The following is a 20,885-nucleotide window of genomic DNA, read 5'->3' as shown; positions in this document are numbered from 1 at the left end:
GCCCCGACTTTCGTCGAGGCTCTGTCTTGGAATATGGTACCGGTGGGCGGACTTGAACCGCCACGCCCGAAGGCAACGGATTTTGAATCCGTCGTGTATACCAATTTCACCACACCGGCATCTCTGGGCTATTGCCCTTTGATGGTTGGCATTATACGTAAGCTTTTGACCTGCGCAAGCAGAAAAACCTTAAATAACTATCGTTTGCTGATAATTTCGCCACAAAGTGTGACAAAGGAGATCTCATCTTAGCTCAGTCTGCCATTTCACTTTGTTATAACACCAACCATTAAACCCTATAAACGATTAACGGTAATATCCGAAACGTAACCATTACCAATATTAGATAGCGCACCATGGATCATTTGCGCCGCATCACCGGCACTCATAAAGCTGCTCGTATCTAATGACTTACCACTCGTTTCCCAAAACTCGGTTGCCATGCCACCTGGATACACAGCGATAATTTTCATTGGTTTGCCTTTTAATTCCATACGAACGGACTCAATCAAACCTTTAACTGCCCACTTCACCGCACAATAAGTCGATTCTTGTGCCTTTGGCTGTTGTGCCGCTGTCGACATCACCATCACAACATTTACAGGCTGCTCTTGATAACGCTTTACCAACTCTTTTAGGACATGAATTGCGGAGGTGAGATTGTTTTCAATAAGCTTTTGAATCTCTTGTGGGTCTTGCTCGGCTAACAAACCAAAATAACCACTTCCCGCACAATGAATCAGAGTTGAAGGCACTTGAGGCAACTCATCAAACAACTTCTCGACTTGAGATGCGTCGATAAGATCGCAACTTCTTACCTTAGCTTTACTCGAGAGGTGTTGAGCAAGCGTATTTAACTTCTTTTCGCTGCGACCAGTTAACAGTGTTTCTTCGCCTTGAGCATCATACAACTTAGCTAACTGCGCACCTAAGCCACTGCTCGCGCCTGTAATTACGATCATCTTGTACCTCTATCACATCATTCGTAATCTTGTGTTCTAAGCAAAGTAACCCATGTTTGATGCTTTCACAGATTGCATGATAGGAAGTTTGAACTCGGTTACTTTGTTGGATAGTTGATTAGCGATAGAGTCGTATTCAAACTTGTGATTTGCCCACAATTGAAGACTCTGTGCGTTAGCTCTCTTTTCACAAGCTAATGGAATCTATATTCTGACGCACAATTTTAAAGGTAAGTGATGGAATTATGACGACTTCGACAACTCTTCCACCAGCGGGCTTTTTCCGTCGACTCGCAGCATTGTTTTACGACACGCTGATCATCCTAGCGATTGAGATGATGGCAGCAGGCGTAGTAATGGCGATTGTTTTTGCGCTTAATGCGGCAGGCTTGCTGAGTTATGGGGAATATGTGGATGCAGCAGATATGCTAGGAAAGCATCCATTTCTAAGCCCATTATTCACGCTGTATCTGGCTGTGGTGTGGATCTACTTCTTTGTATTCTTCTGGACCCGCGCAGGACAAACACTGGGCATGCGAGCTTGGAAAATGCAAATTCGTAACAGTAAGGATGGTGCGCCAATTACGGTTACTCAGGCTTTAATTCGTTTAGGTACGTCGGGCTTTGGTTTGGCTAACTTGACTATACCAATCGACCCACAAAAACGTGGTTTCCACGACATTTGGGCAAAAACCGAAGTCGTTGTCTTGCCGAAAGCAAAATAGCGAAACCGCGCAAGCAGAATAGAAAAAGGAAGGCACAGTGCCTTCCTTTTTTATGTTTATCGCGTTTTGAAAGCCTACAGTTTTCTTCTTAGCAAGGATACCGCAATTGCTAGGAACACCAAACTAGGGGCCAAGGCACCGAACACTGGCGGAATACCATATACCAAGGTCAGAGGTCCAAAGAACTCACTGGATATGTAGAAGGTAAAACCTGCAACTACCCCTGAGAGTACTCTTGCACCCATGGTGACACTACGCAATGGACCGAAAACAAACGACAGCGCCATCAACATCATCACCGCAATAGAGAGTGGTTGAGATAGCTTGCGCCAAAATGCGAGTTCATAACGCGAAGCATCTTGTTCCGAGGCTTTCAAATAGGTCACATAGTCATATAAGCCACTTAAAGAAAGCTCTTCTGGTTTCACCGTTACCACCGCCAACTTATCTGGTGCTAATGAGGTGTGCCATTCCATCTGCTCTAAATCGCGCTTGGTAATGACGTTTTCATTTTCCATATCGGTGATTTGGACATAACGCATCAACCAATTGTTATCTTGTTGGTAGTCGACTTCTTCTGCGAAGATAACTTTGTCTAAGTTCTTATCTTCATCGAAACGCCACATGTTCAAGCCGTAGAGTTTGTCATCTTCCACTTTACCGATAAAGATGAAGTCGTTGGCATCGCGAGCCCACACCCCAGCCCGCACCGACACAATACTACCGCCAGATAGAGCAAATGCACGTAGGTCACGCGCCATCTTTTGCGCCTCTGGTGCGCCCCATTGACCGAGCGTCATAACGATAAGCATTAAGGGTACTGCGGTTTTAAGTACTGATAAGCCGATATCCAACTTAGAGAAACCCGCGGCTTGCATAACCACAAGTTCAGAACTTGAAGCAAGCATGCCCAAACCAATCAAGGCTCCCAGCAGCGCCGCCATTGGGAAGAACATTTCGATATCGCGAGGAATACTCAGCAAAACAAAGTAAAGCGCGTGCATTAGGTCGTAAGCACCACGACCAACTTTACGCAACTGTTCTACGTACTTGATGATGCCCGACAAGCCGACGAAAGTCGCCAGAACCAAGGCTGTGGTAGAGATAATCGTTCTACCGATGTAAAGGTCTAAGAGTTTGAACACAGCTTACGCGAGCCTCTTCTTGCGGAATTTGTCTTTAATTCGTCGAGCTGGAACACTGTCCATCATGTTAGCCAAGATAGCGACAATCAATAACATGGCATTAATTGGCCACATACCAATAGCAGCAGGAATAGCACCATCTTCTAGCGCGGATTTCGTTGCACTAATCGCAAGGAAGTACGCCAAGTAAATCAAGATAGCCGGTCCCATTTTAGCAAAGCGTCCCTGGCGCGGGTTCACTGCCGACAAAGGAATAACCAGCATCGTTAATAGTGGAATACACACGAACAACGAGATACGCCATTGCAGCTCAGCTTGCGCTTCAGGATCTGGGTGACCAATCAGGTCTGCCGTTGGGTACGCTTCCCAATCGCGACCTTTTTGCTTCACTTCACGCTGACCAATCAAACCTTCGTACTGATCGAACTTAGTAACCATGTATTCAACACGAGTCGGCACACCTTCATAGCGCGTACCTTCATGCATAGTGATGATCTGACGCCCATCCGACAGTTCTTTTACTTCACCAGAAGAGGAAAACATCACGCTTGGTAAGATGGAATCACGCGGACGCATCTGTGCTACAAACACATTACTTAACGTGCTGTCTTTGATGTCATCAATAAAGACAACCGAAGAACCATCTGGCGTGCCTTGGAACTGACCTTTCTTCAATAAGTCGACACTGTTTTCTGCCGCGACTTGCTCATAAAGTTGCTCAACACGGTCTTGTGACCAAGGCGATAGCCATAATGCATTGAACGCTGCCACACCCGATGTGATGATCGCCAAGTACAACGCAGCTTGTACCAGGAACTTATTCCCGATACCCGTCGCATTCATCACCACGATTTCACTTTCCGCATATAAACGACCAAATGTGATCAATATGCCGATGTACAAACTTAATGGCAGCATTAATAGCCCCATTGCTGGCATGTTTAAACCAACAACTGAGAAAATTAACCCAGCAGGAATATCCCCGTCCGAAGCATCAGCAAGAACACTGATAAACTTCTGGCTCACAAACACCAAAAAAAGCACGAAGAAAATCGCAAATTGGCTCTTGAGTGTTTCGCGGATCAAATATCTAACAATAATCACGCTGAAATTACCTATACAAAACTTGTTTTTTTGGTCGAATCACTATAGTTTCCCGTTGAACCATTTATTTTTTTAAAAATTATAAACTAGATGTTAGCGCTTAAATCAGCTCTGTTGGTAAGACCTGAGCTTAAATTCAACAAGTAAGCGATCATTATCTAACATTTAGAGCAATTTGTCTTCAGGATGTAGGAGTACGCATGGAGTTCAGTGTTAAAAGTGGCAGTCCAGAGAAACAACGTAGCGCATGTATCGTTGTTGGTGTGTTTGAACCACGTCGCCTTTCTCCAGTAGCCGAGCAACTTGATAAAATCAGTGACGGTTACATCAGTTCACTACTTCGCCGTGGTGATCTAGAGGGTAAACCTGGTCAGATGCTGCTACTGCATCAAGTACCAGGTGTTTTGTCAGAGCGCGTTCTACTCGTAGGTTGTGGTAAAGAACGTGAGCTAGGCGAGCGCCAGTACAAGGAAATCATTCAAAAGACGATCAGCACACTTAACGAAACAGGTTCTATGGAAGCAGTATGTTTCCTAACTGAACTACACGTTAAGGGTCGTGATACTTACTGGAAAGTTCGCCAGGCAGTAGAAGCGACTAAAGATGGTCTTTACACATTCGATCAGTTCAAGAGCGTTAAGCCAGAAACTCGTCGTCCACTGCGTAAGCTAGTATTCAACGTACCAACGCGTCGTGAATTAAACCTAGGCGAGAAAGCAATCACTCACGGTCTAGCTATCGCATCTGGTGTGAAAGCATCAAAAGATCTTGGCAACATGCCACCAAACATCGCAAACCCAGCGTACCTTGCTTCTCAAGCACGTCGCCTTGCTGACGATTACGAAACTGTAACCACCAAGATCATTGGTGAGCAAGAGATGGAAAAACTGGGCATGACATCTTACCTAGCAGTAGGTCGTGGTTCGAAGAACGAATCAATGATGTCGATTATCGAATACAAAGGTAACCCAGAATCAGAAGCAAAACCTATCGTACTAGTCGGCAAAGGTCTGACGTTCGATTCAGGCGGTATCTCTCTAAAACCTGGTGAAGGTATGGATGAGATGAAGTACGACATGTGTGGTGCTGCGTCTGTATTCGGTACAATGAAAGCGCTAGCGAAGCTAAACCTACCAATCAACGTTATTGGTGTTCTAGCAGGCTGTGAAAACATGCCAGGCAGCAACGCTTACCGTCCAGGTGATATCCTAACAACCATGTCAGGTCAAACCGTAGAAGTTCTAAACACGGATGCAGAAGGTCGTCTTGTTCTTTGTGACGCACTGACTTACGTAGAGCGTTTCGAACCAGATTGCGTAGTAGACGTTGCAACGCTAACTGGTGCTTGTGTTATCGCACTAGGTCACCATATTAGCGGCGTAATCTCTAACCACAACCCACTTTCTCATGAGCTAGTAAACGCTTCTGAGCAAGCAAGTGACCGTGCATGGCGTCTACCAATGGCAGACGAGTACCACGAGCAATTGAAGAGCCCGTTTGCTGATATGGCAAACATCGGTGGTCGTCCTGCTGGTACTATCACTGCGGGTTGCTTCTTGTCTAAGTTTGCTAAGAAGTACAACTGGGCACACGTCGATATCGCAGGTACTGCTTGGAAATCAGGCGCAGCGAAAGGCTCAACGGGCCGTCCTGTCTCAATGCTTGTCCAATTCCTTTTGAACCGCAGCGGCCAAGAGACAGAAGAGTAATTTCTGAACAACATCTAAAAGGGCCGCAAGGCCCTTTTTTATTACCTCGATTTTCTTGATTGAAAATCGGATTTAAGATGGTCTTAGGAAGAGACCAACGGCAAGCGAGAGAATGATGCAAACTGCAACCTTCTACATCATTAACGAAGAGAGCCCACAAGCAACGGTGACTGGCTTTGAAGAATACATCGTGTTTTTGGCTCAGCACTTTGCTCGCCAAGGCGCAAAAGTGTATCTGAACTGCCAAGACAAACCGCACGCCGAGCAGCTCGCCGAAGCCTTTTGGCAAATTGATGCAGACAAGTTCATGGCACATAATCTTGTAGGCGAAGGACCGAAATACGCCACCAATATTGAAATCGGCCATGAAGGTGTAAAACCTAATTGGAACCGTCAACTGGTAATTAATTTGGCGGAAAATGAGACAACCTTTGCGAACAAGTTTGCTCAAGTGGTAGACTTCGTGCCTTGCGAAGAAAAAGCTAAACAGCTCGCAAGAGAAAGGTATAAAATTTACCGTCAGGCAGGTTATCAACTGCAAACGATCGAAATTCAATATCCTTAACGGTCAATCCTTATAGTTAAGCTCTCCACTCAGAGAGTTCACTTATAAAGATTGACTTAGATTCAACCATCAACGTATCCATTAAAAGAGCGCTATGGAAAAGACATACAACCCAACTTCAATCGAACAAGCTCTGTATCAGACTTGGGAAGAGAAAGGCTACTTTAAGCCACACGGTGACACTACTAAAGAATCATACAGCATCATGATCCCGCCACCGAACGTCACTGGTAGCCTACACATGGGCCACGCGTTCCAAGATACGATCATGGATACGCTTATCCGTTGTGAGCGCATGAAGGGTAAAAACACTCTTTGGCAAGTAGGTACGGACCACGCAGGTATCGCAACTCAGATGGTTGTTGAGCGTAAGATCGCTGCAGAAGAAGGCAAAACAAAACACGATTACGGTCGTGAAGCTTTCATCGACAAAATCTGGGAATGGAAAGGCGAATCTGGCGGCACTATCACTAAGCAGCTTCGTCGTCTTGGCGCATCTGTAGACTGGGATCGTGAGCGCTTTACGATGGACGATGGTCTATCTAACGCCGTTCAAGAAGTGTTCGTACGTCTATACGAAGACGACCTAATCTACCGCGGTAAGCGTCTAGTTAACTGGGATCCAAAGCTACACACAGCGATTTCAGATCTAGAAGTAGAGAACAAAGACACTAAAGGCAACATGTGGCACTTCCGCTACCCACTAGCAGATGGCGTTAAAACAGCGGATGGCAAAGACTACATCGTTGTTGCAACGACTCGTCCAGAGACCATGCTAGGCGATACTGGTGTTGCAGTTAACCCAGAAGATCCACGTTACAAAGATCTTATCGGTAAAGAAATCATCCTTCCTATCGTTGATCGTCGCATCCCAATCGTGGGCGATGAGCACGCAGATATGGAAAAAGGTACTGGTTGTGTGAAAATCACACCTGCGCACGACTTCAACGACTACGAAGTTGGTAAGCGCCACCAGCTACCAATGATCAACATTCTGACTTTCGACGCGAACATCCGTGACGCTTCTGAAGTCTTCAACACCAACGGCGAAGCAAGCGACGCTTACAGCACTGAACTACCAGCTAAGTACCACGGTATGGAGCGTTTTGCCGCTCGTAAAGCTATCGTTGCTGAATTCGACGAGCTAGGTCTACTTGAAGAAGTGAAAGATCACGATCTACAAGTTCCTTACGGCGACCGTGGTGGCGTGGTTATCGAACCAATGCTAACTGACCAATGGTACGTACGCACTGCACCTCTAGCAAAAACAGCAGTTGAAGCAGTAGAAAACGGCGACATCCAATTCGTTCCTAAGCAATACGAAAACATGTACTTCTCTTGGATGCGTGACGTTCAAGACTGGTGTATCTCTCGTCAGCTATGGTGGGGTCACCGCATCCCAGCTTGGTACGACAACCAAGGTAATGTTTACGTAGGTCGTGACGAAGAAGAGGTTCGTAAGAACAACAACCTAGAGTCAGTTATTGAACTGCACCAAGACGAAGACGTACTGGATACATGGTTCTCTTCTGCACTATGGACGTTCGGTACTCAAGGTTGGCCAGAGCAAACTGACGATCTGAAAGTATTCCACCCTTCAGACGTACTAGTAACTGGTTTCGACATTATCTTCTTCTGGGTTGCGCGCATGATCATGATGACCATGCACTTCGTGAAAGACGAAAACGGCAAACCACAAGTACCATTTAAGACAGTTTACGTTACTGGTCTAATCCGTGACGAAAACGGCGACAAGATGTCTAAGTCGAAAGGTAACGTACTTGACCCAATCGACATGATCGATGGTATCGACCTAGAGTCTCTAGTAGAGAAGCGTTGTGGCAACATGATGCAGCCTCAGCTAGCGAAGAAAATCGAGAAGAACACTCGTAAGACGTTTGAAAACGGTATCGAAGCATACGGTACAGACGCACTACGTTTTACTCTTGCAGCAATGGCATCAACAGGTCGCGATATCAACTGGGATATGAAGCGTCTTGAGGGTTACCGTAACTTCTGTAACAAACTATGGAACGCAAGCCGTTACGTAATGATGAACACAGAAGAGCAAGATTGTGGCTTCAACGGTGGTGAGATTGAATACTCACTAGCGGACAAGTGGATCGAGTCTCAGTTTGAACTTGCAGCGAAAGCGTTCAACAACCATATCGACAACTTCCGTCTAGATATGGCGTCTAACACGCTTTACGAATTCATCTGGAACCAATTCTGTGACTGGTACCTAGAGCTAACTAAACCAGTTCTATGGAAAGGTACTGAAGCGCAACAGCGTGGTACTCGTCGTACACTAATCACGGTTCTTGAGAAGACGCTACGTCTAGCTCACCCAGTGATTCCTTACATCACTGAAACTATCTGGCAAAGCATCAAGCCGCTCGTTGAAGGTGTAGAAGGCGAGACAATCATGCTTCAAGCACTGCCTCAATTCGACGAAGCAAACTTCAACCAAGAAGCGCTAGACGATATTGAATGGGTGAAAGCGTTCATTACCAGCATCCGTAACCTACGTGCTGAATACGACATCAACCCAGGTAAGCCGCTTGACGTTATGCTGAAAGCTGCAAACGCAGAAGACGCAGCGCGTCTAGAAGCAAACAAACAAGTACTGATGTCTCTAGCGAAACTAGAATCTGTACGCGTACTTGCTGCTGACGAAGAAACGCCAGCGTGTGCAACAGCATTGGTTGCTAAGTCTGAGCTGATGATCCCAATGGCGGGTCTGATCGACAAAGACGCTGAGCTTGCTCGTCTAGATGGCGAAATCAAGAAAACTCACGGCGAAATCAAGCGTATCGAAGGCAAACTAGGTAACGAAGGCTTCGTAGCGAAAGCTCCTGAAGCAGTTGTTGCTAAAGAGCGTGAAAAACTTGAAGGCTACAAAGAGACGCTAGCTAAGCTAGAAGAGCAGAAGACAACGATCGCTGCACTTTAATCGCTAAAGGCTAGAGTAAAAGAATCAAAGGGTTGGTGTGAAAGCATCAACCCTTTTTGCATTTTATCGCTAGGAAAGCTTTCAAAGATATTCGCTCTTCTCTCCTACTTCCCCTCCTATTTAATAGTTTTTACCTATCAAACTAATCTTAACTGCCCATTAGATTTAATGATAATAATTCTCAATAATAGACCTATCGAAACAACACAACGATTGAGTAATTATCATGAAAAAGACACTAACCTTTGCAGCACTCCATTTTACTATCGCGTTTAGTGTCGCTTACGTGCTTACTGGCGACATTCTAATTGGTAGTTTAATTGCCATGATTGAGCCTTCAGTGAACACCGTCGCTTTCTACTTTCATGAAAAGGCATGGGCAAAAGTCCCAGCGCTTAAAGCTCGTCAGTGGATGACCAAATTAAAAACCGCAAGCTTTGCCACTATCCACTTCAGTGTTGCGTTTAGCGTGGTTTACTTACTAACAGGTGATGCGTTTGTCGGCGGTATTATGGCGATGCTAGAGCCAAGCTTGAACACAGTGGCTTACTACTTCCACGAGAAAGTATGGATGCGTAAATCAGATAACCAAGCACCACAATTTTGTCTACACCAACACGCTTAAACATGGAGGCTCAATACACCTCCTAACAAGCAAAATAACATTTACCATTGACAAAGTTGCGCACCGCAATTAATTTAATTGCAGTGCGCAACTTTGTTTCCAGAGGTAAGTGATTATGAATGCTCGTCAACTCCGACACTACTCCCGTCAAGCCGTCCGATTGCTTGGTATGCTCGATAAACAATGCGGCGATGTCGCTCTCACTCCAGTACAAGCGCACGCATTAGGTGAAATCCAGCTGCAGCCGTTAACCATCAATCAATTGGCACAGCAGCTTAATGTCGACAAGTCCAATGCGAGCCGAACCGTTACTGGTCTGATTAAATTAGGCTTGGTTGAGAGCATCGAAAACCCAAAAGACAAACGTAGCCAACTTGTCGGGCTTACAGAACAAGGGCAACAGGCGTTATCGCAACTAGACCAGCAGCAAAACAGCTTCTTTGAACAACTGCTTACCCAACTCGATGACAGCGAACAAGAGCAACTCAAACTTGGTCTAGAGACTTACCTAAAAGGGCTAACGAAAGTGTGCCAGGCTGAGGAATACGTTCTTCGACCTCTTACCAAAGCAGATAACTCGCAAGTTGCGAACGTGATTCGTAAAGTCTCTGCAGAATACGGTTTAACCGCAGATAAAGGTTATGGTGTGGCAGATCCAACGCTTGATGACATGTACTCGGTTTACGATCAACAAGGCGCAGCCTACTGGGTAGTCGAGTACCAAGGCGAGATTGTGGGTGGCGGCGGCTTTGCACCTTTAGCTGGTGAGCCAAATGTGTGTGAGCTGCAAAAGATGTACTTCTTACCTCAAACGCGAGGACATGGCTTAGCCAAACGCATCGTCGCATTAAGCTTACAACTGGCGAAACAGTTTGGGTATCAGCAGTGCTATTTGGAAACGACCGAATGTCTGAGAGAGGCGGTAGGTTTGTACGAAAAGCTAGGCTTTGAGCATCTCGATGCCCCGCTAGGACAAACAGGGCATGATGCATGTGAAGTCGTGATGCTTAAAACGTTATAGCGCTTTATCCCCAAAACTTAAAGTACAAGATGGGTAACACAGAGCTCTTGGCTAAGCGCCACTGTAAATGCTTGGCGTTGCCCATCCAACTCCACCACGAGTTCGTAGAGATCTTTTGGATCGGGATCGTTAAGATCGGCATACTTTGGCGCTTCGATCTGGAATAAAGCACTCGCATGATCCGCTCGGACATCAATAGGAATATGGTAAGTCATGCCATTAAACTTAACCGATGCCGATACTAGACCCGGCGCAAAAGTTTGATAGTACAAGTCTACTTTAAACTCACAACCACCACCATGGTGCCAAATCTGCTCGGTTGCTACACGGTCTAAACGCACATTGCGAATGAACTGTAGATACGGCTCTTGCCATACCCCCAAGCGCTCATCACTCTTTTGGTATTCATGATCCGCAAGTGAGCACAACTCTGGCTTATCTTCATCGAGTAGAAGATCTTCTTCTTCCTCAAGGAACAGAATCTCAAAACGGTTACGCCCCATCTGCATGAACGGACGAATGTCTTTCTTGTACACGCTTTGTGAGCCATCACAGTCGAACAATGCAACTCCATTTAAACGCACTTCAGCATGGTAATCCACACCACCCAACACCATTTCTACCGCTGGGAATGCCATCATGGATTCATCCACTTCGATGTCATGCATCAGGTGCCACTCTTGCTGACGAATTGCTTCTTCTGTCAGCTCAGCAGGCAATACCTGACTCAAAGGAGCAGGGAAAGTAATGTCATCCTGTGGGATAGAAAGGTCCGTCAGTGGAGAGACTTGCCATAAACCGGCGAGTGAGAGTTGCATAGTTACCTTGAGCTAGATCAATTTTCACGCATTATATACACAAGTAACTTAGGGTTACAGGCAATAAGCACACAAACTCAATGAGAATTATTTATCGTTACCTGCGGTTATCATTTTCAGGGCACAAAAAAGCCAGCGATAAACGCTGGCTTCTTAGATTGAATAAGAGGATTACTCTTCGTCTTCATCATCTTCTTCAGGGTAAAGCGCATCTTCGCCTTCGTAGTAAGTCCCCCAACCGTCGTAAATGATGTCGTATTTTTCTGCAAGATGAACCAGTTTCTCAACCTGAGCATCAATCGCTTCTGCGTTTAGTGCAGATTCCATTGTTGCATCACAGCAAAGTAGCTTGTTGCCGTCTTCATCTTCTGTTTCTTCAGCTTCAAGAACTTCAAAGCCCATCTTGAACGCTTCAACAACCGCTTTTTCTAGCGTGTCGAAGTCTTCAGCAAATAGGTGGTGCTCGATTTCGTATAGTGAATCTGGATCGCTGCCGTCTTCTAGCAATGCTGCAATGATATCGCGAGTCTCTTCCTTTTGAATCTCAATTAATTCTTCTACTGATAGATATTCATCTTCGTGAGACATGTTTTGGCTCCAGATTAGTTACTTGATGGAAACACTATACTCTAAACTGAGTACGTTAATGCGGTGAAATATGGCACGGATTGCGATGAAAAGCCACAAACAAACACCAAACTGCGGTGATTCTTGATGATAATTTTTGCTCGCAAATCTAAACCCCGCTCACAGAAACAAAAAATTAACAAAAACAGCTAATCTTTAATATTCAGAAGATCCTAATTGAACCTAAGACGAGTAATTTTAGACTTGTTTGCGTGTTTATGATCTTGGAGTGAATACAGCAACGGCTCGGTAATTCTGACCTAACGAATAAAAGAAAGCTAAAAACTGCATATTTCAGAATGGTTATGCACGTTTTATGCACTATTGATGTATGACTCCTTTCTCGAACGAAAAAGAATAAAAACGCACTTTTTAAAAATCATGAACAAACAACAAAATATAGAATTAAAATACACCAAGAAACCATTTACAAAATATAACGCCAAAAAATGATATTTTTGCAATATATAAGCAAAGTTCTAGGACTTGCATCTTTGCACCAAGCTTGTCATAACTAACGGCTGGAATATTTGTAAGGATGCAAAATGAGTAAGCTGTACGTTGGATCAGAAGTTGGTCAACTAAGACGAGTTCTATTAAACCGCCCAGAGCGCGCCCTCACCCACCTAACGCCATCGAACTGCCATGAGCTACTGTTTGATGACGTATTGGCGGTAGAAGCGGCAGGTGAAGAACACGACGCATTCGCGCGCACATTGCGTGAGCAAGATGTCGAAGTGTTACTGCTTCATGATCTACTGGTTGAGACCCTTGCGGTTCCAGAAGCAAAACAATGGTTGTTGAACACTCAGATCTCTGACTTCCGTTACGGTCCGACTTTCGCTCGTGACTTACGTCAGTACTTCGCAGAGATGGACGATGAGCACCTAGCAAGCATTCTTCTTGGCGGCTTGGCTTACTCCGAACTGCCAATCAAATCTTCATCAATGTTGCCGAAGATGAAGCGCCCACTGGATTTTGTTATCGAACCTCTGCCTAACCACCTCTTTACCCGTGACACGTCATGCTGGGTATACGGCGGCGTTTCTCTTAACCCAATGATGATGCCAGCACGTCAACGCGAAACCAACCATCTGCGCGCGATTTATCGCTGGCACCCAACCTTCGCGGGTCAAGACTTCATTAACTACTTTGGTGATGAAGACCAGCACTACGACAATGCTAACGTTGAAGGTGGTGATGTACTGGTTATCGGTAAAGGTGCGGTTCTGATTGGTATGTCTGAGCGTACAACTCCGCAAGGTGTCGAAAACTTAGCGGCAAGCCTGTTTAAATCTGGTCAGGCGAAAGAAGTGATTGCTATCGACCTACCAAAACACCGCTCGTGCATGCACCTTGATACGGTCATGACGCACATGGATGTGGACACTTTCTCGGTATACCCAGAAATCATGCGTAAAGATTTAGATACTTGGCGCCTAACACCTAAAGGCAACGGTGAAATGCATGTCGAAGCATCACACAACTATCTGCATGCCATCGAATCGGCACTTGGCTTAGACCAATTGAAGATCATCACAACCGGTGGTGACAGCTACGAAGCTGAACGAGAGCAATGGAACGATGCCAACAACGTACTGACGGTGAAACCTGGTGTTGTGATTGGCTACGAGCGTAACGTCTACACTAACGAGAAGTACGACAAAGCCGGCATTGAAGTCCTGACTATTCCGGGTAACGAACTTGGTCGCGGTCGTGGTGGTGCACGTTGTATGAGCTGCCCAATCGAACGTGACGATATTTGAGAAACCTCTCCCACCAAATAAAACCAATTGAGACTAAGGTTGATGTGAATGCATCAACCTTTTTTTTTGTCTTTAGTTAAAATAATTATTCACAATAAAAGCATTTATATGTTTTAATGCTTTTATTCTTTATCAACCAAACGACCTAAGGGACGAGCTATGGCCTTCAATCTACGTAATCGCAACTTTTTGAAGCTATTGGACTTCTCAACTAAAGAGATCCAGTTTTTGCTCGAACTGTCTGCAGAGCTGAAAAAAGCTAAATATGCAGGAACAGAGCAGAAGAAACTTCAAGGTAAAAACATCGCACTAATCTTTGAGAAATCTTCTACTCGTACCCGATGTGCGTTTGAAGTCGCGGCCTTTGACCAAGGCGCTCAAGTCTCTTACATCGGTCCTTCTGGCTCGCAGATCGGTCATAAAGAATCGATGAAAGACACCGCTCGCGTTCTTGGTCGAATGTACGACGGGATTGAATACCGTGGTTTTGGTCAATCCATTGTTGAAGAGCTTGGTACTTATGCTGGTGTACCTGTCTGGAATGGTTTAACGGATGAGTTCCACCCTACCCAAATCCTTGCAGATTTCCTGACCATGCAAGAGCATGGACGCGGGAAACAACTGCATGAAATGACGTTTGCCTACCTTGGTGATGCTCGCAATAACATGGGGAATTCACTCATGGTTGGCGCAGCAAAAATGGGCATGGACATCCGCCTTGTAGCGCCAAAAGCGTTCTGGCCAGAAGAAGCATTAGTGGCAACTTGCCAAGAAATTGCCCAACAAACCGGTGCGAAAATCACGCTGACGGAAAACGTTGAAGAAGGCGTTAAAGGGTGTGACTTCTTATACACCGACGTTTGGGTGTCGATGGGTGAGTCGGCTGAGGCTTGGGATGAGCGTGTTGCTCTGATGACACCTTACCAAATCAATATGGATGTGATTAAGCAAACGGGTAACCCTCATGTGAAGTTCATGCACTGCCTGCCAGCCTTCCACAACGATGAAACGACTGTGGGTAAAGAGGTCGCGGAGAAATACGGTATGAAAGGGCTTGAAGTAACCGAAGAGGTGTTTGAATCTGAATACTCTATCGTATTCGACGAAGCCGAGAACCGCATGCACACCATCAAAGCCGTGATGGTGGCAACATTAGGCAGCTAAACCATAGTATTAAAAATGGTAACAAAAACCATGATGTAATCGCTTGCGCTCACGAAAGTTAAGCGTATAATGCTCGGCAATTTGTCTGAGGATTACGAAATGACCACGCCGATTGCTGACGTAAAAACGCGATTTGCTCTAGCTAAGCGACTACGCTTACGTGCTGTTATTTTCGTTAATTCTATTGAATTTTAAAACCTCCCCAATTGGGGAGGTTTTTTTATGCCTAAAATTCCATCGCGGTGAATTTTGGGGGTAGTCACCACTGTTATAGGGAAGAAGATCATGGCGAACTCGCTTTACCAGAAGCACATCATCTCTATTCCAGAGCTTTCACGTGAAGAACTGGAACTGATTGTAGAAACTGCAGGTCAGCTAAAAAAAGAACCTCGTCCAGAACTGATTAAAAACAAGGTTGTAGCAAGCTGTTTCTTTGAGCCATCCACACGTACTCGCCTGTCATTCGAGACAGCAATTCAACGTATCGGTGGCGATGTTATTGGTTTTGATAACGGTGGAAACACCTCTCTGGCGAAAAAAGGCGAGACGCTATCTGACTCAGTTCAAGTTATCTCTTCTTACGTCGATGCATTCGTGATGCGCCACCCTCAAGAAGGCGCAGCGCGCTTAGCCTCAGAGTTCTCTAACGGCGTACCAGTTATCAACGCAGGTGACGGCGCAAACCAACACCCAACGCAAACGCTACTCGACCTATACACCATCGCGGAAACGCAAGGTCGTCTAGACAACCTAAACGTTGCGTTTGTTGGTGACCTAAAATACGGTCGCACCGTGCACTCGTTGACTCAAGCATTGGCAAAGTTCAATAACATTCGCTTCTTCTTTGTTGCACCAGAAGCACTCGCAATGCCAGATTACATCTGTGAAGAGCTAGATGAAGCAGGCATTCAATACAGCCTACACACAGACATGGAAAGCGTGATTCCTGAGCTCGACATTCTGTACATGACTCGCGTACAAAAAGAGCGCTTTGATGAATCCGAATACGCGCACATCAAATCAGCTTACATCCTAACGGCGGCACTACTAGAAGGTGCACGTGAAAACTTGAAAGTACTGCACCCACTGCCACGCGTGGATGAAATCACCACAGACGTCGACGTCACACCACACGCTTACTACTTCCAACAAGCAGAAAACGGCGTTTACGCGCGCCAAGCGTTGTTGGCACTGGTTCTTAACGAAACACTGTAATCGAGGGAGAAAAAGACATGGCTAAAGAAACTCAATTGCAGGTTGAAGCAATCAAAAACGGCACAGTAATCGACCACATCCCAGCACAAATTGGTATCAAAGTGTTGAAGCTGTTCGATATGCACAACTCTTCTCAACGTGTCACCATCGGTCTGAATCTGCCTTCATCTGCACTCGGTCATAAAGACCTACTCAAGATTGAAAACGTGTTCATCAACGAAGAGCAGGCAAGTAAACTAGCACTGTACGCACCACACGCGACCGTTAACCAAATCGAAAACTACGAAGTAGTGAAGAAGCTAGCGCTAGAACTCCCTGAGCGAATCAACAACGTGTTTGAGTGTCCGAACAGCAACTGTATTACACACAACGAACCGGTTGCGAGCAGCTTCCAGGTGTTCGAGAAGAAGGAAGAAATCCGTCTGAAGTGTAAATACTGTGAGAAAGTTTTCGCACGTGAGATCGTAACTGAGCGTTAATTTTCTGCTCCGATTCTTGCTAACGATAAATTGACTGATACCCCGCCAATGCGGGGTATTTTGCACTTTACGTGCTTCATGTTTAAAGGCACACTGCTTATTCTTAAGAACACTCAAGATGCTTGAGTAAACTCTTTATTCCCCTAAACAGATGGAACAATTCAAATGACGAAAGTACTTCACACTGAGTCTGCACCAGCAGCAATCGGTCCTTACGTTCAAGGCGTAGATCTAGGCAACATGGTTCTAACTTCTGGCCAAATCCCAGTAAACCCAGCGACAGGTGAAGTGTCTGCAGACATCGCAGAGCAAGCTCGTCAATCTCTAGAGAACGTAAAAGCAGTTGTGGAAGCATCAGGTCTTAAGGTTACTGATATCGTTAAAATGACAGTATTCGTGAAAGACCTAAACGACTTCGGTACTGTGAACGAAGTTTACGGCAAGTTTTTCGATGAGCACGAAGTAGCAAACTACCCTGCACGTTCTTGTGTAGAAGTAGCTCGCCTGCCTAAAGATGTCGGTATCGAGATTGAAGCAATCGCAGTTCGCAAATAATTGCCCTTGCTGACAAACATAAAAAACGGGTAGCTCAAGCTACCCGTTTTTTATTGTCTTTTTGCGATGATATCGCCGTAAAACTCAAGCTGCGTTGCGCTGTTTCACTTCTTCATCCAAGGCTTCCAGTTTCGCTTTCATCTCTTCACGACAAACATTAGCTAACTCACGTACGCCCTCTTTGCCGTAACCTTCCGTGCTTACTGGAGGTAACATTTCAATGATCACATGACCATTGTTCCAACGGTTCAGTTTAATGTGACCTGTAGAGCTGCACACGATTGGAATGATTGGCACTTCTGCACCGATAGCTGCATGGAATGCACCAGTTTTAAATGGCAGTAAACCACGACCACGTGAACGTGTGCCTTCAGGGAACATCCACACTGAAACGTCGCTGTTTTTGATGCTGTCTACAACTTGGTCGATAGTACCTTTTGCTTTAGAGCGGTTTGCACGATCAATCAAGATGTTACCTGTTAGCCAGTAAAGCTGACCAAACAAAGGCATCCACGCAAGACTCTTCTTACCTACCGTTACTACCTTAGGTGTAACAGCTGAAGATACAGTGAAAAGGTCCCAGTTGTTCTGGTGGTTAGCAATGTAAACATGCTGACCGCGAGAATACGCATCTTCCGGAATACGCAATTCTAGCTTGATACCAAATACACGTGACATTTTGCCGAATAGACGACCGAACGTGAAAACGTGCTTAGGGTTTCTAGGGCTAAGTAGGCAGTAACCACAACCACCAATAAACATCACAATTGCGAAAATTGCGACAGCAAATACACGTAACAGTGCAATCATTGTTGTTCTCCAAGAACCGGCTTTGCGCCAGCTACAGCTATTATTGTCTCTTTGAACATAGTCATGAACTATGAAAGAAAACGCGATATAAAAAAGCCGAAACCTACGTTTCGGCTCTCTTCATATCTAGGTCAACTGCGATGCAGTTTAACCCGCCTCACTTACGCGCTCAATATTTGCGCCAAGTGCAGACAGTTTATTTTCGATTTTGTCGTAACCACGGTCGATGTGGTAGATACGGTCAACGATGGTTTCGCCTTTCGCGATACAACCAGCAATCACCAAACTTGCCGAAGCTCGTAAGTCAGTTGCCATCACTTGTGCACCACTTAAAGAATCTACATCACCGCAAATTACTGTGTTACCTTCGATTTCCGCTTTCGCGCCCATGCGCATCAATTCAGGCACGTGCATGAAACGGTTTTCAAAGATAGTTTCAGTGATCACGCCGCCACCTTTCGCCATCATGTTTAACAGCGTAAATTGTGCTTGCATGTCCGTTGGAAAACCTGGATGTGGTGCAGTACGAATGCTCACAGCTTTCAGCTCGCGATCTGTCATATCAACAGAGATCCAATCTTCACCAGTTTCTACCAACGCGCCCGCTTCTTCTAGCTTAGCCAGTACCGCTTCTAGCAGGTGACCATTGGTGTTGCGACATACCACTTTACCGCCAGACACGGCAGCTGCAACTAGGAATGTACCTGTTTCGATACGGTCAGCCACAACGCTATGTTTGCCGCCACCTAAGCGCTCAACACCTTCAATAGTGATGGTGTCAGTACCTGCTCCAAAGATTTTCGCGCCAAGTTTGTTTAGGAAGTCAGCCGTATCAACGATTTCAGGTTCACGCGCCGCGTTGTCTAGTGTTGTCGTACCTTCAGCAAGTGCTGCTGCACACATGATAGTGATGGTTGCACCAACACTCACTTTGTCCATCACGATGTGCGCGCCTTTAAGGCGACCATCGACTTCTGCTTTAACGTAACCATCTTCAAGAGTGATGGTCGCGCCAAGCTGTTCTAGACCAGTAATGTGTAGATCAACAGGACGAGCACCGATAGCACAACCGCCAGGTAGAGACACCTGACCTTGACCAAAGCGCGCGACAAGAGGACCAAGCGCCCAAATAGAAGCACGCATGGTTTTTACTAAATCATAAGGAGCGCAGTATTCATTAATGCTGCTTGGATCGACATGAACGGAACCATTACGACTTACTTTTGCGCCTAGACGCTTTAGTAGTTCCATGGTTGTGTCGATATCACGAAGGTGTGGCACGTTTGCCACTTCTACTGGCTCTTCCGCCAAGATAGACGCAAATAAAATCGGCAGTGCTGCGTTTTTTGCACCTGAAATGGTCACTTCACCAACCAGTGGTTTATCTGACCCAATAACTCGAAACTTTTCCATCAATAAACCTTAAAGCGACATTAGCTTCTTATCACGAGCCCACTCTTCTGGAGTGAACGCTTTGATTGATAGCGCGTGAATGTCGTTACGCTGGATGTAATCCATCAGAGGACCGTAAATTAACTGCTGCTTCTTAACGCGGCTCATTCCATCGAAACAAGCATCAACAGCAACCACTTCATAGTGGCTCCCTTCACCTTTTACATGCACTTCTTGAAGGTTTAGTGCTTCTTCTAGTAACTGTTGTACTTTTGCGCTATCCACAATTTACCCCTGATAATTCTGTATATGTTTGGCCACTAAAGATTCAACGTTGCTCAATTGAAACAAAGTGCGCAATTGCGCTGGCACGAAACTGAGCATTATATGACAGTTTTGCTTTTTTGCATGCTCTAATAAGTGGATTAACATCACCATTCCCGCAGAGTCGATGCGTTCAATCTCTTGGAGTGAGCATTCTAGCTCGGTTTGAGAAGGTCGCCATTGCTGTGCCACCGCCCACAAAGACGGCACCGAATCGCGATCCAGCGCCCCTGTAAGCTTAAGAATGTCTGCCTGTAAATGCCACTGAGAATGAGACTGTGCCATTACTTTGCTGCCTCGAAGCGAATTGGCTGTGCAGCCAGTTTCTCTAAATCTTTAGCAACCGCAAGAATACCTTCTTGGCGAATTTGTGTATTCCACTCCGATTGTTTGCTTGATAGTAGGCTAATACCCTCAGCCACCATATCGAATGCTAACCACTCACCGGTCTTCTTATCTTTGCGCAGTTTAAATTCAAGTTTGATATTTGGACGCGGTGCGTCGATGATTTCAACCTTGACGCTAGTAATGCGCTTAGAAGGATCCAGTTTTGGCTCCGGACCAAACTCAATTTGTTGATCCGTATATTGCGTTAATACTTGCGCGTATGACGTCACCAAGTAAGCACGAAATGCTGTGATGAATTCACCCACATCTTCACGCTTCGCCCCTTTTAGGTTTGGACCAAGCAGTTTCAATGCCGCATAGCGATCGTTGACATAAGGCATAAGCTCTTCTTCAACGATGGTTTTTAGCAAGTTTGGATCTTTTTTGATTTGCGGTTGCTCCGCTTTGAGACGCTCAAACGTCACTTCTGCAACCTGCTTCATCATTTGGTATGGCTGAGTTTTATCTACTTCAGCAGCAACGGCTCCAAATGCAGTAAATGCTGCTAAGAAAGAAAGTAATAGTCTAGAAAACATGGA

At 45.5% G+C, this 20,885-nt stretch carries 22 protein-coding genes and 1 tRNA gene; 12 read left to right on the top strand and 11 right to left on the bottom strand.

From position 1 onward, the window contains the following. Positions 1 to 34: 34 nt before the first annotated feature. Positions 35 to 119: transfer RNA gene (locus QMY49_RS00430), tRNA-Leu, on the bottom strand. A 177-nt stretch (positions 120 to 296) separates the two neighbouring features. Then, on the bottom strand, positions 297 to 962 hold the full coding sequence (locus QMY49_RS00425; protein WP_283312406.1) for an SDR family NAD(P)-dependent oxidoreductase: 666 nt from the start codon (positions 960 to 962) through the stop codon (positions 297 to 299). A gap of 245 nt (positions 963 to 1,207) precedes the next feature. Between QMY49_RS00425 and QMY49_RS00420 the strand changes: the two genes are divergently transcribed. Continuing rightward, positions 1,208 to 1,687: an RDD family protein gene (locus QMY49_RS00420; protein ID WP_283312404.1), complete on the top strand. Its 480-nt coding sequence runs from the start codon at positions 1,208 to 1,210 to the stop codon at positions 1,685 to 1,687. Positions 1,688 to 1,761: 74 nt separating this feature from the next. On the opposite strand, the gene lptG is transcribed toward QMY49_RS00420, so the two are convergent. Continuing rightward, positions 1,762 to 2,832: an LPS export ABC transporter permease LptG gene (lptG, locus tag QMY49_RS00415; RefSeq protein ID WP_005441983.1), complete on the bottom strand. Its 1,071-nt coding sequence runs from the start codon at positions 2,830 to 2,832 to the stop codon at positions 1,762 to 1,764. Positions 2,833 to 2,835: 3 nt separating this feature from the next. Beyond that, on the bottom strand, positions 2,836 to 3,936 hold the full coding sequence (gene lptF, locus QMY49_RS00410) for an LPS export ABC transporter permease LptF (protein WP_005448809.1): 1,101 nt from the start codon (positions 3,934 to 3,936) through the stop codon (positions 2,836 to 2,838). Positions 3,937 to 4,136: 200 nt separating this feature from the next. On the opposite strand from lptF, the gene pepA reads away from it, so the two are divergent. From pepA to QMY49_RS00385, 5 genes are all read left to right on the top strand, one after another. Next, positions 4,137 to 5,645: a leucyl aminopeptidase gene (gene pepA / locus QMY49_RS00405; protein WP_005432840.1), complete on the top strand. Its 1,509-nt coding sequence runs from the start codon at positions 4,137 to 4,139 to the stop codon at positions 5,643 to 5,645. A 115-nt stretch (positions 5,646 to 5,760) separates the two neighbouring features. Further along, a complete protein-coding gene (locus tag QMY49_RS00400; protein WP_009703970.1) occupies positions 5,761 to 6,210 on the top strand; it encodes a DNA polymerase III subunit chi in 450 nt (149 codons plus the stop codon). 94 nt (positions 6,211 to 6,304) lie between these two features. Then, positions 6,305 to 9,163, top strand: a complete 2,859-nt coding sequence (locus QMY49_RS00395) for a valine--tRNA ligase (RefSeq protein ID WP_005432830.1) — start codon at positions 6,305 to 6,307, stop codon at positions 9,161 to 9,163. A gap of 226 nt (positions 9,164 to 9,389) precedes the next feature. Next, positions 9,390 to 9,788 carry a DUF2061 domain-containing protein gene (locus QMY49_RS00390; RefSeq protein WP_005432839.1) on the top strand — a complete coding sequence of 133 codons (399 nt, stop codon included), beginning with the start codon at positions 9,390 to 9,392 and terminating at the stop codon, positions 9,786 to 9,788. A gap of 115 nt (positions 9,789 to 9,903) precedes the next feature. Then, positions 9,904 to 10,809, top strand: a complete 906-nt coding sequence (locus QMY49_RS00385) for a bifunctional helix-turn-helix transcriptional regulator/GNAT family N-acetyltransferase (RefSeq protein WP_258456666.1) — start codon at positions 9,904 to 9,906, stop codon at positions 10,807 to 10,809. A gap of 17 nt (positions 10,810 to 10,826) precedes the next feature. Here QMY49_RS00385 and QMY49_RS00380 read toward each other — a convergent pair whose 3' ends face one another. Continuing rightward, a complete protein-coding gene (locus QMY49_RS00380; RefSeq protein ID WP_017187889.1) occupies positions 10,827 to 11,627 on the bottom strand; it encodes a glycosyl hydrolase 2 galactose-binding domain-containing protein in 801 nt (266 codons plus the stop codon). 171 nt (positions 11,628 to 11,798) lie between these two features. After that, entirely contained in the window at positions 11,799 to 12,215 is a 417-nt protein-coding gene (gene rraB / locus QMY49_RS00375) for a ribonuclease E inhibitor RraB (protein ID WP_005432867.1), read from the bottom strand. A gap of 584 nt (positions 12,216 to 12,799) precedes the next feature. On the opposite strand from rraB, the gene arcA reads away from it, so the two are divergent. The 6 genes from arcA (at position 12,800) to QMY49_RS00350 (ending at position 17,433) form a co-directional block, all read left to right on the top strand. After that, a complete protein-coding gene (arcA, locus tag QMY49_RS00370; RefSeq protein ID WP_005432859.1) occupies positions 12,800 to 14,020 on the top strand; it encodes an arginine deiminase in 1,221 nt (406 codons plus the stop codon). Positions 14,021 to 14,179: 159 nt separating this feature from the next. Continuing rightward, a complete protein-coding gene (locus tag QMY49_RS00365) occupies positions 14,180 to 15,184 on the top strand; it encodes an ornithine carbamoyltransferase (protein WP_005432863.1) in 1,005 nt (334 codons plus the stop codon). Between the two features lie 69 nt (positions 15,185 to 15,253). After that, complete coding sequence (locus QMY49_RS27250) at positions 15,254 to 15,379, top strand: hypothetical protein (protein ID WP_005432831.1); 126 nt, start codon at positions 15,254 to 15,256, stop codon at positions 15,377 to 15,379. Positions 15,380 to 15,469: 90 nt separating this feature from the next. Further along, complete coding sequence (gene pyrB / locus QMY49_RS00360) at positions 15,470 to 16,399, top strand: aspartate carbamoyltransferase (protein WP_005432845.1); 930 nt, start codon at positions 15,470 to 15,472, stop codon at positions 16,397 to 16,399. A gap of 17 nt (positions 16,400 to 16,416) precedes the next feature. Then, complete coding sequence (gene pyrI, locus QMY49_RS00355; RefSeq protein WP_005448817.1) at positions 16,417 to 16,878, top strand: aspartate carbamoyltransferase regulatory subunit; 462 nt, start codon at positions 16,417 to 16,419, stop codon at positions 16,876 to 16,878. A 165-nt stretch (positions 16,879 to 17,043) separates the two neighbouring features. After that, positions 17,044 to 17,433, top strand: a complete 390-nt coding sequence (locus QMY49_RS00350) for a RidA family protein (RefSeq protein ID WP_005432832.1) — start codon at positions 17,044 to 17,046, stop codon at positions 17,431 to 17,433. Between the two features lie 84 nt (positions 17,434 to 17,517). Here QMY49_RS00350 and QMY49_RS00345 read toward each other — a convergent pair whose 3' ends face one another. The 5 genes from QMY49_RS00345 to mlaC all read right to left on the bottom strand — a co-directional run bounded on the left by QMY49_RS00345 (position 17,518) and on the right by mlaC (position 20,882). Next, on the bottom strand, positions 17,518 to 18,243 hold the full coding sequence (locus QMY49_RS00345) for a 1-acylglycerol-3-phosphate O-acyltransferase (RefSeq protein WP_005444408.1): 726 nt from the start codon (positions 18,241 to 18,243) through the stop codon (positions 17,518 to 17,520). 147 nt (positions 18,244 to 18,390) lie between these two features. After that, on the bottom strand, positions 18,391 to 19,656 hold the full coding sequence (gene murA, locus QMY49_RS00340) for a UDP-N-acetylglucosamine 1-carboxyvinyltransferase (RefSeq protein ID WP_283312391.1): 1,266 nt from the start codon (positions 19,654 to 19,656) through the stop codon (positions 18,391 to 18,393). A 9-nt stretch (positions 19,657 to 19,665) separates the two neighbouring features. Continuing rightward, complete coding sequence (ibaG, locus tag QMY49_RS00335) at positions 19,666 to 19,920, bottom strand: BolA family iron metabolism protein IbaG (protein ID WP_005432865.1); 255 nt, start codon at positions 19,918 to 19,920, stop codon at positions 19,666 to 19,668. A gap of 3 nt (positions 19,921 to 19,923) precedes the next feature. Further along, positions 19,924 to 20,244, bottom strand: a complete 321-nt coding sequence (locus tag QMY49_RS00330; protein WP_005444403.1) for an STAS domain-containing protein — start codon at positions 20,242 to 20,244, stop codon at positions 19,924 to 19,926. Continuing rightward, a complete protein-coding gene (mlaC, locus tag QMY49_RS00325) occupies positions 20,244 to 20,882 on the bottom strand; it encodes a phospholipid-binding protein MlaC (RefSeq protein ID WP_005444401.1) in 639 nt (212 codons plus the stop codon). Before mlaC ends, QMY49_RS00330 begins: the two co-directional genes overlap by 1 nt. Between the last annotated feature and the right edge of the window lie 3 nt (positions 20,883 to 20,885).

Source organism: Vibrio harveyi (genome assembly GCF_030060435.1).
GTDB classification, from domain to species: Bacteria; Pseudomonadota; Gammaproteobacteria; order Enterobacterales; family Vibrionaceae; genus Vibrio; species Vibrio harveyi.
This window is presented reverse-complemented; position numbering and strand designations above follow the sequence as displayed.

Excerpts from the sequence above, each read along its gene's own strand:
- QMY49_RS00425 (WP_283312406.1), bottom strand. The coding sequence starts at position 962 with ATGATCGTAATTACAGGCGCGAGCAGTGGCTTAGGTGCGCAGTTAGCT.
- QMY49_RS00420 (WP_283312404.1), top strand. The coding sequence starts at position 1,208 with ATGACGACTTCGACAACTCTTCCACCAGCGGGCTTTTTCCGTCGACTC.
- pepA (WP_005432840.1), top strand. The coding sequence starts at position 4,137 with ATGGAGTTCAGTGTTAAAAGTGGCAGTCCAGAGAAACAACGTAGCGCA.
- QMY49_RS00400 (WP_009703970.1), top strand. The coding sequence starts at position 5,761 with ATGCAAACTGCAACCTTCTACATCATTAACGAAGAGAGCCCACAAGCA.
- QMY49_RS00395 (WP_005432830.1), top strand. The coding sequence starts at position 6,305 with ATGGAAAAGACATACAACCCAACTTCAATCGAACAAGCTCTGTATCAG.
- QMY49_RS00390 (WP_005432839.1), top strand. The coding sequence starts at position 9,390 with ATGAAAAAGACACTAACCTTTGCAGCACTCCATTTTACTATCGCGTTT.
- QMY49_RS00385 (WP_258456666.1), top strand. The coding sequence starts at position 9,904 with ATGAATGCTCGTCAACTCCGACACTACTCCCGTCAAGCCGTCCGATTG.
- QMY49_RS00380 (WP_017187889.1), bottom strand. The coding sequence starts at position 11,627 with ATGCAACTCTCACTCGCCGGTTTATGGCAAGTCTCTCCACTGACGGAC.
- rraB (WP_005432867.1), bottom strand. The coding sequence starts at position 12,215 with ATGTCTCACGAAGATGAATATCTATCAGTAGAAGAATTAATTGAGATT.
- arcA (WP_005432859.1), top strand. The coding sequence starts at position 12,800 with ATGAGTAAGCTGTACGTTGGATCAGAAGTTGGTCAACTAAGACGAGTT.
- QMY49_RS00365 (WP_005432863.1), top strand. The coding sequence starts at position 14,180 with ATGGCCTTCAATCTACGTAATCGCAACTTTTTGAAGCTATTGGACTTC.
- QMY49_RS27250 (WP_005432831.1), top strand. The coding sequence starts at position 15,254 with ATGCTCGGCAATTTGTCTGAGGATTACGAAATGACCACGCCGATTGCT.
- pyrB (WP_005432845.1), top strand. The coding sequence starts at position 15,470 with ATGGCGAACTCGCTTTACCAGAAGCACATCATCTCTATTCCAGAGCTT.
- pyrI (WP_005448817.1), top strand. The coding sequence starts at position 16,417 with ATGGCTAAAGAAACTCAATTGCAGGTTGAAGCAATCAAAAACGGCACA.
- QMY49_RS00350 (WP_005432832.1), top strand. The coding sequence starts at position 17,044 with ATGACGAAAGTACTTCACACTGAGTCTGCACCAGCAGCAATCGGTCCT.
- QMY49_RS00345 (WP_005444408.1), bottom strand. The coding sequence starts at position 18,243 with ATGATTGCACTGTTACGTGTATTTGCTGTCGCAATTTTCGCAATTGTG.
- murA (WP_283312391.1), bottom strand. The coding sequence starts at position 19,656 with ATGGAAAAGTTTCGAGTTATTGGGTCAGATAAACCACTGGTTGGTGAA.
- QMY49_RS00330 (WP_005444403.1), bottom strand. The coding sequence starts at position 20,244 with ATGGCACAGTCTCATTCTCAGTGGCATTTACAGGCAGACATTCTTAAG.
- mlaC (WP_005444401.1), bottom strand. The coding sequence starts at position 20,882 with ATGTTTTCTAGACTATTACTTTCTTTCTTAGCAGCATTTACTGCATTT.